General features: G+C 40.2%; 13 protein-coding genes. 10 read left to right on the forward strand and 3 right to left on the reverse strand.

Features of this window, described 5'->3' with window-relative positions; translation table 11 throughout:
• Positions 1-355: 355 nt before the first annotated feature.
• The 4 genes from smc (at position 356) to CDH51_RS02010 (ending at position 7,370) form a co-directional block, all read left to right on the forward strand.
• On the forward strand, positions 356-3,895 hold the full coding sequence (gene smc, locus CDH51_RS01995) for a chromosome segregation protein SMC (RefSeq protein WP_100627011.1): 3,540 nt from the start codon (positions 356-358) through the stop codon (positions 3,893-3,895).
• A 71-nt stretch (positions 3,896-3,966) separates the two neighbouring features.
• Positions 3,967-5,232 carry a DNA cytosine methyltransferase gene (locus CDH51_RS02000; RefSeq protein WP_100627012.1) on the forward strand — a complete coding sequence of 422 codons (1,266 nt, stop codon included), beginning with the start codon at positions 3,967-3,969 and terminating at the stop codon, positions 5,230-5,232.
• Between the two features lie 3 nt (positions 5,233-5,235).
• Positions 5,236-6,294 (forward strand): EVE domain-containing protein, encoded by a 1,059-nt coding sequence (locus CDH51_RS02005; RefSeq protein WP_100627013.1) that lies wholly within the window; start codon positions 5,236-5,238, stop codon positions 6,292-6,294.
• The gene (locus CDH51_RS02010) at positions 6,291-7,370 is read left to right on the forward strand and encodes an HpaII family restriction endonuclease (RefSeq protein ID WP_100627014.1); all 1,080 of its coding nucleotides are present in this window, start codon (positions 6,291-6,293) and stop codon (positions 7,368-7,370) included. Before CDH51_RS02005 ends, CDH51_RS02010 begins: the two co-directional genes overlap by 4 nt.
• A 14-nt stretch (positions 7,371-7,384) precedes the next feature.
• Here CDH51_RS02010 and CDH51_RS02015 read toward each other — a convergent pair whose 3' ends face one another.
• On the reverse strand, positions 7,385-7,591 hold the full coding sequence (locus tag CDH51_RS02015; protein WP_100627015.1) for a helix-turn-helix domain-containing protein: 207 nt from the start codon (positions 7,589-7,591) through the stop codon (positions 7,385-7,387).
• A gap of 86 nt (positions 7,592-7,677) precedes the next feature.
• On the opposite strand from CDH51_RS02015, the gene CDH51_RS02020 reads away from it, so the two are divergent.
• From CDH51_RS02020 to CDH51_RS20010, 3 genes are read left to right on the forward strand one after another with little or no spacing between them, the layout of a single operon-like run.
• A complete protein-coding gene (locus CDH51_RS02020) occupies positions 7,678-8,715 on the forward strand; it encodes a hypothetical protein (RefSeq protein ID WP_100627017.1) in 1,038 nt (345 codons plus the stop codon).
• An 18-nt stretch (positions 8,716-8,733) separates the two neighbouring features.
• Positions 8,734-9,006: a hypothetical protein gene (locus CDH51_RS02025; RefSeq protein ID WP_100627018.1), complete on the forward strand. Its 273-nt coding sequence runs from the start codon at positions 8,734-8,736 to the stop codon at positions 9,004-9,006.
• Positions 9,003-9,146: a hypothetical protein gene (locus tag CDH51_RS20010; RefSeq protein WP_157807021.1), complete on the forward strand. Its 144-nt coding sequence runs from the start codon at positions 9,003-9,005 to the stop codon at positions 9,144-9,146. The genes CDH51_RS02025 and CDH51_RS20010 overlap by 4 nt, the downstream gene beginning before the upstream one ends.
• Positions 9,147-9,447: 301 nt before the next feature.
• Here the strand turns inward: CDH51_RS20010 and CDH51_RS02030 are convergent, their stop codons facing one another.
• Positions 9,448-9,957, reverse strand: coding sequence for a very short patch repair endonuclease (locus tag CDH51_RS02030; protein ID WP_232724725.1), 510 nt, complete (start codon positions 9,955-9,957; stop codon positions 9,448-9,450).
• A gap of 243 nt (positions 9,958-10,200) precedes the next feature.
• On the opposite strand from CDH51_RS02030, the gene CDH51_RS02035 reads away from it, so the two are divergent.
• Together CDH51_RS02035 and CDH51_RS02040 are read left to right on the forward strand one after the other, a co-directional pair.
• Positions 10,201-10,797 carry a DUF4136 domain-containing protein gene (locus CDH51_RS02035; protein WP_100627019.1) on the forward strand — a complete coding sequence of 199 codons (597 nt, stop codon included), beginning with the start codon at positions 10,201-10,203 and terminating at the stop codon, positions 10,795-10,797.
• A gap of 267 nt (positions 10,798-11,064) precedes the next feature.
• A complete protein-coding gene (locus CDH51_RS02040) occupies positions 11,065-12,228 on the forward strand; it encodes a hypothetical protein (protein WP_100627020.1) in 1,164 nt (387 codons plus the stop codon).
• Between the two features lie 574 nt (positions 12,229-12,802).
• Here the strand turns inward: CDH51_RS02040 and CDH51_RS02045 are convergent.
• Positions 12,803-14,014 (reverse strand): hypothetical protein, encoded by a 1,212-nt coding sequence (locus CDH51_RS02045; RefSeq protein ID WP_100627021.1) that lies wholly within the window; start codon positions 14,012-14,014, stop codon positions 12,803-12,805.
• Between the two features lie 997 nt (positions 14,015-15,011).
• Here CDH51_RS02045 and CDH51_RS02050 point away from each other — a divergent pair.
• Positions 15,012-15,623: a hypothetical protein gene (locus CDH51_RS02050; RefSeq protein WP_100627022.1), complete on the forward strand. Its 612-nt coding sequence runs from the start codon at positions 15,012-15,014 to the stop codon at positions 15,621-15,623.
• Positions 15,624-16,010: the final 387 nt, after the last annotated feature.

The following is a 16,010-nucleotide window of genomic DNA, read 5'->3' on the forward strand; positions in this document are numbered from 1 at the left end:
TTGGACCCAACAAAATGCAGTCTCCTGACTGCAAGTGGTTAAAGAGAAACAGTCGGGAGACTGTATTATGGTCAGCACAAGTCAGGAGACTTGCGCTATTGTAGCCAACCATTCATTGAAAAAATCTTGGTACTCGATACTTGGTACTTCGTACTTAGTACAATAAATCACCACTTACTACTCACTATTTACTACTTACCACTCACACTTCCTCTGTGTCCTCTGTGGTAAATATTTAACCCAGCCCTTTTTGGTAAAATTCCAACCTATTCCTTCACACAACAGAATTTGATTTTTTTTGCCAATTCCATCCTTTCCACCTATTTTGAAAGCTTAATCGTAAGGAGTTTTTTTGATGCTACTTAGTAAACTGGAAATCAAAGGGTTCAAAAGTTTTGGCGATCGCATGGTCATCAACTTTGATAAGGGTATCACCGGCGTAGTCGGACCCAATGGCTGTGGAAAGTCCAATGTGGTAGATGCCATTCGTTGGGTATTGGGTGAGCAAAAAACCCGTATGCTTCGCTCCGATAAGATGGAAAATGTCATCTTCAACGGTACCAAAAACCGAAAACCCTCCAACCTGGCCGAGGTTTCCCTGACTTTCGAAAACACCAAAAACCTCCTCCCTACCGAGTACACTCACGTCACCATCACCCGTCGCTACTACCGCTCCGGGGAAAGCGAATACCAAATCAACGGGGTTACTTGCCGACTCAAAGACATCACCAATCTCTTTATGGACACGGGAATCAACTCAAATTCCTATGCCATCATTGAGCTAAAAATGATCGACGAGTTGCTGAATGACAAGAACAACTCCCGACGGGAACTCTTCGAGGAAGCTGCTGGAATCTCCAAATTCAAAACCCGTAAAAAGGAAACCCTCCGCAAACTCGAGGATACCGATGCCGACCTGGACCGGGTGGAAGACTTGCTCTACGAAATCGAGAAAAACCTCAAATCTCTGGAAAAGCAAGCCAAGCAGGCTGCCAAATACTTTGAGATCAAAAAGGATTACAAGGCAGCATCCATCAATCTGGCCAAAAAAAGCATCGAAAAGCAAACGCAGTCTTTACTCGATGCCAATCGAAAAATCCAGGATGAATCCGATCGCAAACTGGAGATCCAGACCCAAATAGCGGATCAGGAAGCCCTTTTGGCGGAGCTGAAAGCCGAACTGGTCAGCAAGGAAAAGCTTCTAGCCTCCCGGCAAAAGACACTCAATGAGCATGTCAATAAAATCCGCTCCTTCGAGTCGGAAAAGAAAATCAAAAACGAGCGTCTCCGATTTTTGGAGGACCGTTCCCAAAAACTGCGGGAGCAAATCGATGCCGACCGCAAATCCAACGACCGGGCCGGTTTCTCCATTCGTTCACTACAGCAGGAAAAGGAATCTGCCGATAAAATCCTCGCCGAGAAAGAACTCATCGTCTCCGAACTTCGGGAAGCTTACGATTCCCAAAAGCTTATTCAAACTGAAAAGCAGCAAAAGCAAAAAAGCCTACAAACCCAGTACGAACAGCTGAAGGAGCGAGTATACCAACTCAACAAGGATCTGGAAATCAAACAGATTCAACTCTCTACCCTCAAGCAGGAATTGGAGCGGACATCCTCGGATGATTTCAGTCAGGAAGCTTCCCTCGTGGACTTCGAAGCCAGAATGATGGATCTTGCAGGGGAACTCAGTCGGGAAAACAAGCAATTTGAACTCCTCAAAAACAAGCAGGAGGACCATGATCAGAAGATCGAGGAGTCCAACCGCCTGATCGAGATGATTCGGGAGGAGTTGACTACGACTTCGCGGAAACTGGACTCCAAGCAAAACGAATACAACCTGACCAAATCCCTGGTCGAAAATTTGGAAGGTTTTCCGGAGGCCATCAAATTTCTAAAGAAAAACTCCTCTTGGGCCAAGGATGTGCCCCTACTCTCTGACTTGCTGACGACGGATGAGAAGTACCGGGTGACCATCGAAAACTACCTAGAGGGATATATGAATTACTACGTGGTGGATACGGAGGCTCAGGCCATCGCCGCCATTCAGTTGCTGTCGGATGCATCCCGAGGAAAGGCTAATTTCTTTGTTCTAGAGCACTTTGAGCGATTTAAGTCCAGCGCAACCAAGCTTTTCTCCAATGCCATCGCAGCCACTGAGATCATCGAATTTGATGTCAAGTACAGCCGATTGATCAATTTCATTCTGGACAATGTCTACATCGTTCAGGGTGATTACAAGGATTTTCCGGAGGATAGCGAAGCCGTCTTTATCTCAGAAAGCGGCAAGTACACCAAGCGTAAGTTCTCCATTTCCGGAGGTTCGGTGGGGCTTTTCGAAGGAAAGCGAATCGGTCGGGCCAAAAATCTGGAAAAGCTGGACAAGGAGATCAAGGAACTGAATAAAAAGGTCTCTGCCACCCGGGCCAACCTGGACAAGAACCTGTCCGAGCTCTCCAAACTGAAGGAGATTTCCTTCAAAAAAGAACTGGAAGAAAAGCAGGCTCAAATCAATGAGCTGAATCAGTCTTACGTATCCGTTCGCACGAAAAAGGAGCAACTCGCCGAGCTGCTTTCCTCCAATGCCAATAAGCGGGAGGATATTCTGGATCGCATCGCCGAATTGGAGGAGAGCCTGACCGAGATCCAACCCACCCTGATCGAAGAGCGGGGGGAATTTGAATCCTTGGGACAGGACCTGGAGATCCTCACCGAGGAAGTGGAGCAGGAATCCCAAGTACTCTCCGAAAAGTCTCAGGCCTACAATCAGGAAAATATTCTCTACCATCAGCAGCTCAACCGGGTCAATAGCCTGGATCAGGAAATTGAGTTTAAGCAAAATGCCTACGAATCCTCCAAGGAGCGAATCGAGAAATCCCAAGCGGAGCTTTCCCAACTCGATACCGAAATCAAGAGCCTGCTCGAAAACAATGAGGTGAAGGATGAGGAACTGATCGAGCTGTATGCCGAAAAGGAAGGAATCGAAGGTGGAGTGACCGAGGCAGAAAAGGATTACTACAGCAGCCGCGGTCTGATCGATGAAACCGACCAAAAGATCCGAAGTCTTCAGAAATCCAAGGAAAGCCATGACCTTCTACTGCAGGAGCTACAGCAAAGCATCAATGAGATCAAGCTGAAGATGACTTCCATGAAGGAACGTCTAAGTGTGGAGTTCGAACTGGATCTGGATCAACTGATGGAGGAAAATCCCGCCTTGGATGAAGAATTTTTGGATTTTGCAGAGGAGGATCTGAGAGCCTTGGTGCAAAAGCAAAAAGAAAAGCTGGAGAAAATCGGTCCTATCAATCCCATGGCCATGGAAGCTTACGATGAGATCAAGGAGCGGCATAACTTTATCCAAGGACAGAAGGAAGATCTGGTCAAGGCCAAGGAATCACTGCTCACCACGATTTCCGAGATCGATCAGGTCGCCAAGGAGACCTTCCTTGATGCCTTCGACAAGATCAAGGAGAACTTCGTCAAGGTCTTCCGCTCCCTCTTTACCGAGCAGGATGACTGCGATATCAAGCTCACCGATCCGGATAATCCCCTAGAGTCCAGCATCGAGATTATGGCCAAACCCAAGGGCAAGCGTCCGCTGACCATCAACCAACTTTCCGGTGGGGAAAAGACCCTGACCGCCACTTCCCTACTCTTCTCCATCTACCTGCTGAAGCCGGCACCTTTCTGTATTTTCGATGAGGTGGACGCCCCGCTGGATGATGCCAATATTGACAAGTTCAACCAGATTATTCAGAAGTTTAGTGAGGAGAGCCAGTTTATAATTGTGACGCATAATAAGCGCACCATGGCCAGCACGGATATTATCTATGGGATTACCATGATCGAAGCTGGGGTCAGTCGAGTGGTTCCGGTGGACTTAAGGGAGTTGGCGTAGGAAAAGTGTCAATTATTGTCAAAAGAAGAAATCTGATTTTAGATTAATATAAGTTTGAGGAAAAAGAAGATATGAAGCTGAAAGAAAGTATAACAATAGAAGAAATATTAGGTAAAAAATTTAAAGTCAGAACTGTTCAGCCATTAGATTATGGAGAAGCAGCTTTAACTCATTATTTACACAATTCTGAAACTCCTGAATCCACTTTTTACAAGGAAGAAGCATTAAATGAGGTAAAAAGATTTCTAGAAAATAAAGAAAGTGATAAAGTTGGGTTAGAAGCAGCAGAAAACGCTCTACAAGGACTACTCTTCGATTTTCAGGATGAAGTACCTTTCAAAGCTCCATTAGATCCAAAGTTTAAGTTTATTGATTTATTTGCAGGAATTGGTGGTTTTAGACTAGCCTTACAAAGTTTAGGTGGGAAATGTGTTTTTACCAGCGAGTGGGATGAACAAGCTAAAAGAACCTACAGGGCAAATTTCGGGGAAATTCCTTTTGGCGACATTACAAAAGAGGAAACCAAAAGCTATATCCCTGATGATTTTGATATTCTTTGTGCTGGATTTCCTTGTCAAGCATTTTCAATAGCTGGAAAAAGAGGTGGGTTTGAGGATACCAGGGGTACACTATTTTTTGATGTAGCTGAAATAATCAGAAGAAAGAGACCTAAAGCCTTTTTCCTTGAAAATGTAAAAGGACTTAGGAATCATGACCGTGGAAAAACCTTAGCCACTATTTTGAACGTCCTGAGGGAAGATCTTGGATATTATGTTCCAGATCCACAAATAATCAATGCTAAAGATTTTGGAGTTCCACAGAATAGAGAACGAATTTTTATTGTAGGATTTAGATCAGGTTTGGGGATAAATGATTTTGAATATCCAGAACCTATTGAAGAGGTTGTAGCATTTGAGGATGTCAAAGAGAAAGAACCAGTTTCTGTAAAATACTATTTATCAACTCAATACCTTAAAACACTTCAAGAACACAAGCAACGTCATGAAAGTAAAGGAAACGGGTTTGGGTTCGAAATTATTCCAGATGATGGAACTGCAAACGCTGTAGTATGTGGAGGAATGGGAAGGGAAAGAAACTTGGTATATGACGACAGATTGGAAGACTTTACTCCGATTACCCACATTAAAGGAGAAGTAAATCGAAAAGGAATTCGTAAAATGACTCCTAGAGAATGGGCTAGACTCCAAGGGTTCCCTGATGAGTTTATAATACCTGTTGCAGATGCTTCTGCATATAAACAATTTGGAAATTCTGTGGCAGTTCCAGCAATAAAGGCAACTGCTGAAGAAATAATTAAGAAATTAGATTTTGAATAATAAATGGGTTTTCATATTTGTATTACAAATGAGAAAGTGGTTAAAACTTCAATCGATAAAGGAGTTTATGGAAATGTTGGTAATCCTACAGAAAATAGAGGTACGATTTGGGGAAAAATCAAGGATCTGTATGCAGTAAAACCTGGAGACCTCATATTACTTTATGAAAAGAACCCCCGATCTCAATTTCATGGAGTATTTGAAGTCACAAGTAAACCATATATATGTTTTGATAACCTATTTAAGGATGATGAAGAGTCTTACCCATTTAGATTTAACTTCAGAAAAAAACTTCATTTCCCAAACTGTGTCCCTTCATTTGAATTTTATAGCCTAATTGAAACTGGGAAAATTGATTCATTAATTAGCCTATCAAGAGATGTTAACTCATCATATAGGGGAATAAGACAATTATTTGACTCAGAATTTCAGGAAATAATCCATTTATTTTATAAATATAACCCTAAAACCAACCCAAATGAATTTCCCTCAAAAAGAACGAGAAATTTAAGAACTTCAAAAATAGAAGCAATCGATTTCGATCCTGAAGATTTATATTCTTACAATATTCCGACAGAAATACTCTTTAACAAAATTCCATCAAATAGAGGAAAAGCTATACTTGAGGATGTTATACATGCGTACATTGTGTATAACGTATTATATGAAAAAAACAATGTTAGAAAAAAACTTGGGTTAGAAAACTTTAATGAATTAATCCTAGAAGCGCCTGTATTTAAATCAATGCAATTTAGAAGTGATATTTTAGCAACTTTTAAACATAATGACAGAATATATTATTACTCATTTTTTGAATTAAAAAAAGATAAAAAGATTGGTATTGATGAGATTTCTCAATTAATTGGTTATTTGAAATCTTTTGCAGCAAGTAAATTTTTACCTGTAAATAGCTATGAAGGAGTTTATATTTCCACAGATTTTACTCCAGAGTTAATTGACTATTTAACTAAAAGAAAAACCGTTGAAAAAGAAAATATTATAAGTTTAATCCAGTATGAAACCAATGATCACGGAGAAGTATTTTTAGAAAAAATTATATGATAAAAGGAAATAAAGGAGAATGGAGTGAAATATATACTCTCTTAAAAACATTAGCTGACAAAAAGCTTTTTGCAGGAGACAGTGATTTAAAGAAGATTGAAAGCCTAATTTTCCCTGTAGTCAAAATACTTCGAGACGAATCATACGGAACATATGAATTCGCTTATGACAGTGATTTAGTAATCATAAAAGGATTTAATGAAGAGTTTAGAATTCCAATTTCGAAATTTCAAGAGAAAGCAACTTTACTCCTTTCGAAACTGAAAGAAACAACTTCAGCTACTTTTTCAATTCCCGAAATAGAGAAATTCATCAATTCATTTAATTGCCATTCCCTGAAAGCCAGCTCTTCTATAAAAAGTGACATCAAGATTGTAATTCACGACCAACGGACAGGAACAACTCCTGAACTAGGATTTAGTATTAAATCCCAACTTGGTAGTGCATCAACCCTATTAAATGCAGGTAAAACAACCAATTTTGTCTACGAGATTGAGGGGACTGTTTTATCAGATATTCAGATTGAGGAAATAAATAAAATTGGCTCAAGAAGCAAAATCAAGGACAGGATAGAAAAAATCAAAGATCTTTCGGGCTCATTAAGCTTTAGAAAAACAGAAAGCTCAATATTTGGCAATAATCTAACTCTTATTGATAGTGCCTTGCCGAAAATACTTGCTGAAATAGTTTGCCTCTTTTTTACATCTGGAAACTCAAAAACGGTTGATCTAGTAAATGAGATTTCAAAATTAAATCCCCTAAACTTCAACCTTGAAACAAATCATCCATTTTACTCCTACAAAATAAAACGGTTCTTGACTGACGTCGCTTTGGGAATGATGCCATCAAGAGTTTGGTCAGGAGAACTTGATGCAACAGGTGGCTATTTAGTTGTAAAAGAGGATGGAGAAATATTGTGCTACCATATTTATAACCGAAATGAGTTTGAAGACTACTTGCTCAATAACACTAAACTTGAAACAGCTAGTAGTACAAGACATAATTTTGGAATTATTTATAAAGAAGATGGAAGACAGTTCTTTAAACTGAATTTGCAAATTAGGTTTTTGAAATAAAGTCAAGAAAGGCCTTAAAAATCAATTAGAGATTTAATGTTCAATGACATTGCTTCTGCCAACTTCTCCATCACCTCCAAAGACACATTCCGCTTTCCTTGTTCAATGGCGGAGATATAGGGTCTGTTAAGGCCTGACTTTTCTGCCAGTTCTTCCTGAGAAAGACCTTTATCCTTTCTCAGAACTCGAAGCCTTTGCCCAAATTTTTCTTTGATATCCATAAAATATTTTGTTTACTATTGTAAACATTTTGTTTTTTCCTTATCTTATTATCGTTCGATTTGACAACGATATTAACAAAAAAACCATGTTCAGCAATTACCTGCCTCCTACCCTACCCAAAAACTGGATATTGGCTGAAATTGATGAAGAAAATGAATACATCGAATTTCTTGGCTTTGATAAAGAACTCTTGGTTTCCATCATGGCCCAGCCTACGAATAATCCTTCAGAACCTCATTTCATTTGCCTAAGTCAACTCAAAGGAATTTTGGGAAGATACGACTTTGAAAATCTGGATTGGCAGGAATGGCATCCGACTGAGGAAGCTGCTGTCGAGTCAGCCATTAAACTGATGGCATGGATAAATCAAAATTACAATGATATTGATCCCATAAGCGAGGAGCTCTTTATTTCTCTAGGAACGGAAGACCAACTCCCCATTATTCAGAATTACTACGATGAAGGACTTATAACCCATGAATACCTAGGCGAGAAATTGGTTTTTAAGAAGGCTAGGCTTCTTGGAGGTTCCACTTCCTATTCTGAATCTGCCATACAATCTCTCAGCCACTTTGCTCAATGTTATAAACTCCCATTTCATGAAATCAAGGGCGGTTTATTGTGCAATGAACATTTTAAATTGATAGAAGACATCCGATTTAAATTGTTTGAGCATTTAAAGCAAATAAACTACAAACCCCTAGAGAAAACGATTAATTACCCGAGTGAAATTGGTCAAATAGTCCGATTCCATACGCCTTATCCTGATGAAGATCCGAACCAGCTTTATCTCTTGATAGAAATTTTCGACTATGATGGAGAAATTCCAGCCAAGGCAGATATCAAAGCTTTAAAAACTGGCTGGTCCTTTCCGCCGATTTCAAAAGTGAATTTGAATGACCTGGAAATCGCAGAAGTCGATAACTCAGACCTGGTTGGATTTGAAGGAACCATAATCTCAAATTCAGGAAGCCAGGTATCTGGAAAAATCACTGCGGTTTCCCCAGAAAAGCAGTTGGTCAATTTAACTAAGAAGAGTAAGCAAGTGATAACAAATGTAGAAGTAAGCCTCCTGGATACCTCTGGAAATACCCATCAGGGCTTTTTAACTGTCTTGTTTTAATAATCAATTTAAAATCTAATGATTGTTTCCATTCAAAACCTTGAAGATGTCAAATCTTTCTTCCATCATCTTCTATTCAAAGAAAGATTGAATTTTCATCCTGATGAGGATTTTCAAAATTATATCGACCAAGAGACTATGCAGCCAACTTATACCGCTCAAGAAGCATTGCTCAGAAACAAATTAATAGAGCAAGCTTTTCAGGTCTGTGAAGCTCACCAAGTTGATATTTATCAATTAGGTTCTGATTACTTATTCAAATATCTCAATATAAAAACACCAAAACCATGAAAGACTTAAAAATCAAAAATTTGATCAAAGAGCTTAAAAAAGCCAAAAAGAAAGGAGCTAAAAAAATCCAATTTGAAGGCACACTATTAATTGCCGAATTAGACAATGAAATCATTGTCTCAACTAAACCTCAATGGTGATAGAAGAGTGGTTTTGAATAAGTAAATTAATTGAGTTTAGCTCAATTCTATAAAGCGAGCTTCGAAGACTTCTGCTAAACCAACTTTTCGCGAGAAAAAATAGCACGCTGATTTACGCGGATTGGTTGCGCTGATTTACGCTGATCTTTCAATTCTTATTGTGAATTAATCTGCGAACATCTGCGTCTTTTTCTGCGGGGATCTGCGGGAGCAACTAAAAATTTTCAGTTTGGATAAACTAGCCTTCCGTTGGCAGGTAAATAAAAGACTTTGCGATGAGCAAAAATTGATATTCAAAAGTTCAGCAATTTGGAGGTATATAATCAATAATGCTTTTCAAACAACTCCCCAACTCGCCTTTGACCTCAAAATCCCAAAACCTTAAAACCCTCCAGTCTTTGGCTTTGTAATAGGCATTGACTTCCTCGTCTCTTTGCATATTTCGTTCTATTTTGGCGATCCAGAATTCCCGATTGGATTTGATGGCATGTTTCCGGTTTTCCCAATCATAGCCATGCCAGAAAGCACCATCTACAAAAATGACCAGCTTGTATTTTTTGAGGCTAATATCTGGATTGCCTAGGAGTTTCTTTTTGGGAGATTTATGTCGTATTCCTGCATGCCAAAGAGCTTTCTTGAGTAGCTTTTCAGGTTTAGTGCCTTTCGACCTGATTTTGGACATATTGAAAGATCGCTTAGGAGTCGTGTAGAATCCATTAGCCTCCGAAAACTCCGGCACGGCTATCTTTGGACGTCTGTACTCCTTCTCCCCCATTCCCAAATCTAGGTATTTTTTAATTCCTTTTTCCAAAGCACATACAGATCCTTTATCTACTGTTAATAATACCTTTTCGATATTTTTTTAAAAAAAATATTATTTGGACATATCTATTAATATAAAATATAATGTTATTATAAAAATCTAATTAAAATATATTTAGTATCAATAAGTATATACAAAATAATATAAATTAACAATAAACAAAAAAGACAACCTTTATATATATAAGGCGTTAATAGTAGTAGATAAACCACAAACAAAAACCTTAATATTATGAACTACTTTAAGAACAACTATTTATACAAATCATTATTCAGTTTAGCAGCGGTATTCTTTTTCGCTACATCATTTACGCTAGCGCAAAAGACCTATACCGATGTCAGAGAGAGTAAAGACTTGTCTGACTATGAAAGTTACGACTGGGTATTTAACAAGGAAATAATTCCAGATGATCATGTATTGGTCGATGGAAGTATGGTGCTTGTGTACAATAACGAAACAGCCAATGCGCACGTGAAAGATGCGATTGATACGCAAATGGATGCCAGAGGCTTTGTACACGACATGCAAAACCCAGATATGCTGGTCAATTTCCAGATTTTAGAAAAGCCAACTGAATTAAGAACGTACACAATGACCAATGGTCAAGATTATTTAGGCTTTGGTCCACGTTCGATTAGTACCAAAATGGTACCTGTGAAAGCAGGAACTGTGATAGTAAATTTCATTGATGCTCAAACCGGTAATCAGGTATGGCAAGGATTTGCTTCCGGTGCATTTGAAGCATCTGATATGAAGAATATCAGTAATCTGGAAGCAAAAGTAATATCCATCTTCAATGACTGGAACTTTGACCCATTCGGTGAATAGTAAGTGATAAGCAATTTACCGAAAGAAGGCGATGTGTTAAGCATCGCCTTTTTTATGTTTTATAGTCCAGAGTTTGCTTCCTCAAACAAAAACTCAAGAAAGCCTGAAATCATTTTCCTTCCTACTTCCCTTCAAATAATAAACCTTGTTTGCTTTACAGAATCTGTCAATCGGATAATTTTTCTATATTGAATCTCATTCAAAATTAAAGATTGATTTTAAAGAGAAATAAAAGGCACTTTTTACCCACCCCGCCCCCAAAAGACCATGACTAGATTTATTGTTGTTTTTGCTTTGATCTGCTTTATATCCGCCTGCAGGTCACATGAGAATTTATTGACGGATGCCAAGACCTATTCCAACTTTCGGGGATTTATCCCCATCGATCCCATTGAATACAATGATGAGATCTTGCTTGCCAGGGATGGCGACCTCTACACCAAGGACATCAAACTGATGAATAGCGATGAGATTTTTCAATTTCTGAATAATGAAACCGTATTGGTCAGTATCGGTCAGGTGAATTCAGAAGGTGGAATATCCTATTTGCCGGTGACGGTTTCTACCAAAAACTCCAGCTACAAGGTGACCATGGACTATATGAAATTCGCCACCTTGGCTGAGGTTCGCACAGATGGTTCCTTTATTGGTTTCCGCCGGGTGGGTGTAGGACTGCGATTGATCACCCTTTTGACTGCCAATGAATCCGGAATCAATATCGGAGATCTCTCTTCTATCGGTTTGGCCGCAAAGCAAGGTACTATCAAAGGAACCATGATGATCGAAGTGGTTGGGATCAAATCCCGGGAAGTGACTACCCTCCTCCCCTTACCATCAGAAATCAACCAAACCACCATTCAGAATGCCATGCAAGCTTTGGCCACCATCAAATCCAAGATCTATGATGAGGACACGGAGCTTTTTCCGCAGGTCATGGCCATCAAGCCAGATAGTACTTCAAGGAAAAGAAGGCCCATAGCTCAAATCCCGGATTCAAATCCGGAGACAGGCCCGGAAAGATTCCCCACAGGTGGTGATAGTTTGTTGACCAATCCCCCTACAACTATTCCCAATCCAAGACCAGAGGATATTCGGGATGATTATGGAAATGATATCCTTTTACAAATTGGTGGAAGTAAAAGCACGGTATCCAAGTACCAAAAAGCCAAAAATCTGGAGAGAACCGCTTTTGAATATCTTTTTGACCGAGAAATAGATCAGGTGATCGAAACCTTGAATGCCGCTGAGATAGCTTACCCGGGTTTTCATAGTGTCTATGATATCAATAGACTGCTCAAAGCAGAACGGGAAACCTTGAGGGACAAAAATTCTCCCAAATGGAAAGAAGTCTATGAAAGGATATTGAAAGATTACCCCTGGAAGCTTTCCGATGAAATTATTGAGCGCCTCGAAAACGAAATAGATCTTTAATTCTGGGTTATTAAATACCCTGAGTTGCACCCTTATCTAGTCTAATGCCAAGGGTAAGAGACTTCACTTATGTTTTAACTTTCTATCCCCTTAAGACTGCTTTGCTTCACTCGCAGTGACGTTTATCGCCGATGTGAGTGTCTTCACTCACGGTAAAACCAGTATATCCTCGAACGAAGTGAGGTATATCTCAGGAGGCGAAGCCGACTATATTTCGCCGAAGGCGTATTTCTTTTCATACTGCCGACGTGAGTGTCTCCACTCACGTTTTAGAGAAAGCTATGAACACCTATGAAACTAGCATTAGCCCCGTCATTGCGAGGGCCACTCCCTAATCAAAAAAACAATCTGGAACTGTTAATGGCCCGAAGCAATCTCATAATTTACCCCTCTCTTCCTTGGGACTTCTTCGCTTCACTCGCAGTGACGGTAAAAGCAGTATCTCACCGAACGAAGTGAGGTATATCTCAGGAGGCGAAGCCGACTATATTTCGCCGAAGGCGTATTTCTTTTCATATCTTCGATGTGAAGTCTTCACTGACGTTTTATCCAATACCAAGCTAATTCCTCCCAATCAAAAATTATCCACCCCAACCCTAGCCAAAGCGATCCGAGTATCTGATTCCTCCATCTCCGTCCAGGCAAAATAGATCCAATCGCCGAAACGCTCCATCTGAGGAAAACCACTTTTTCGGCTTGGGTTCATAACGGCAATTTGATAAGCAGGAAAAAGATTTCCCTCCTGATTTACCTTTTGAACCATCAAGTAAGTAGCATCCTCTTTCATCTCCATCCAAGAGATCAAACCTTCTTCATCATTCAACAAAGTCACATCCACCCTACCCAAAGCATCTCCAGTACTGATTGTTTGGGCTTGGGAAAAGTCCGCACCACTATTGCTTGAAAAGGCTACTTTCACAGCTGAAGACTGATCTGCATCAGTAAACCAAGCAGCGAGGACAGTTTCATTCCTTGCATCGACTCTGGGACCATTAACTGGGCAGCCCATGATTTCCCATCCATCCGGATGAATGACTCGCGGCTCCGTCCATTTGCCATTGACCAAACGGGTGATAGCTATATCCCGAATCTCCCGATCAGAGCGGTTGCGGTATAGAATAATGGGCCCCTCAGCAGTCATAGTAGCTGTGGTCTGACAGCAATCGCAGGTTCTTGCGTCCAAGAGTTCATCCCAAATCACTTTCCCTTGAAGATTCACCTCTGATACTCGTAATGTCATGGCGCCAGAATGGGCAGAATGATCATGTCCTTCCCCGGAAGTATTTCTCCCATCCAGCCAAGTCACCAAATAGCTGCTATCGGAATAGGCGATGGAACTTACAAACCCATGCTCCGTCAAAGTACTATCCTGATGCAAGGGTAGGTTGTTTTGCCATCTGCTTTCTGATTTTGGAAGCGCTTGAAGTTGAACGTCATAGGAAAAAGTAGCCGGCGATGACTTTTGAAGGGTGTGGGAAAGGAGATTGCCCTGATTATCAACGATAGTGGGAAAATCCGCCCAGTTTACAAACCAATCCTTTCCTTCTGTAATGAGTTGTGGTGAGGTAAAAGCCTCTTCTTTAAATTCGGAAAAATAGAGGGCATGGGTAGAATCAGATAGTGGGGAAACAAAGGAAAGCAAGAGGCGGTCTTCTGAAGCCGAAAGGACAGGCAATGAGGCAATAGCAGGTCCCGGAAAATCAATTTTCTCGGGTTGCCAAAGCTTCTCTTCTCCCAATTGACAACTGACAAGCAAAATCAGCAAAAGGTAGGCGTAATTCTTCATATCGCTAATTACGCATATAGCGCCATTACAGACTAGACCTATCGCAAAAAAGCATTAAAATCACCATAGGGATAGCTGAGGATGTAAAGTTCTAGGTTCTAAGTTCATGGTTCTGAGATATCCTGCTCACTTTGCCATCATACTTGGCTTCTTTATTTGTTCAAGTTCTTATCTGGTTCAAGTCAAAGACTAGAATCACTAATGCCTCCGTGAGTGTCTTCACTCATGTATTGAGTTTTTCATTTATAAGACTGCTTCGCTTCACTCGCAGTGACGTTAAAACCAGTATTTCTCCGAACGAAGTGAGGTATATTTCAGGAGGCGAAGCCTACTATATTTCGCCGAAGGCGTATTTCTTTTCATACTGCCGACGTGAGTGTCTTCACTCATGTTTTAGAGAAAGCTATGAATGCCTAGAAAACTAGAATTAGACCCGTCATTGCGAGGGCCGGAAACAAAAGCCAAAAGCTATTCTTATTTTGGATGGCCCGAAGCAATCTCTTAAGTCAATCATCTTCATTTTGGGACTGCTTCGCTTCACTCGCAGTGACGATTAAAACCGATGTAAGTGTCTTCACTCATGTTTTAACTTTCTATCCCCTTGAGACTGCTTCGCTTCACTCGCAGTGACGGTAAAACCAGTATCTCACCGAACGAAGTGAGTTATATTTCAGGAGGCGTAGCCGACTGTATTTCGCCGAAGGCGTATTTCTTTTCATATCTTCGATGTGAGTGTCTTCACTCATGTTATAGAGAAAGCTATGAATACCTAGGAAACTAGCATTAGACCCGCCATTGCGAGGGCCACACCCTGATAAAAAAACAATCTGGAACTGTTAATGGCCCGAAGCAATCTCATAAATTACCCTTCTCTTCCTCGGGACTGCTTCTCCCGATTCTCGGGATCACAGTGACGGTCAACGCCAACGTGAGTGTCCTATTTCACGTTTTTGAGATTACTTTAATGGTGCTAAGTTTGAAAAAGAGGACAAATACGATGAAAACACGGCTACTTTTAATCAGTTTTTTGATGATTGCTGCTACTACCTTTGCCCAGCAAAAGGAAGACAAAAGTTTTTCGCTTACGGCTGGGCTAGTGTATAATAAGTCCAATATGAAATTTAACACCATGACCGGAGTTGGATTGTTTTTTGAACCCCGATTGATAGTAAATGAGCGATTTGTGGTTGGGTATCGCTTTGAACCTATGGCTTTGGCTTATGGGGTTGCGGTTTATCCAGGTGGTTGCACCGAGGAGCACCCACGCTATCCGGGTATGCCCTCCTGCCGCGAAGGAGCTAATTATGTCTTAAACAATTACCTTTTTGGTGACTTCCGAATTGGAAAAGCAAAATATGGCCCAAAGGGAGGATTAAGGCAGTTTTATACTGGGCTCAGCTTGAATTTGTATACTCATAATCGTTTTATTATCACTTCTCGTGAACCTGGAAATTGGAAGGATACGCAAAGATGGGTTAGCAACCTCGGTCCCGGTCTACGGTTTGGAGCTTATTTGGGCAGGATACAAATCAATTTATCCTACAATCTTTCAGGGGAAGATTTCCAACCTTTTTTAGGAACTAGCATTGGTTATCAGATATTTCGATAAATACAAAAAGGCTTTGATTCTCTGCAAGCTGCCTCGCCTCTGAGATTGATTGAATCAAAAAATATTAAGGATGAACAAAACCGACCTGGCTAATTCATCTTCCATGAAAAAACCGGTTTTTCCATCACCCCTGAAGAAAAACCGGTTACTAAAAATCGCTTAACACCGAGATCAATTTCCCGAGAAATAAAATAAATATATCACTGAAAAAGGTTTGAAAGACTAGGGTTGAATAAGCGTGGGCTTTGAGTTAATATTTGCAGGCTTTATATTTTTATTAAGAGATGATTTTTTAACATCTAAACCTTCCAAAATACCATTAATTAAACAAAAAAGAGAAATAAATAGATTTATTTCAGAACCATCATGCTAAATGGAAAATCATCA

It is taken from the genome of Algoriphagus formosus (assembly GCF_002807035.1).
In the GTDB taxonomy this organism is placed as follows: domain Bacteria; phylum Bacteroidota; class Bacteroidia; order Cytophagales; family Cyclobacteriaceae; genus Algoriphagus; species Algoriphagus formosus.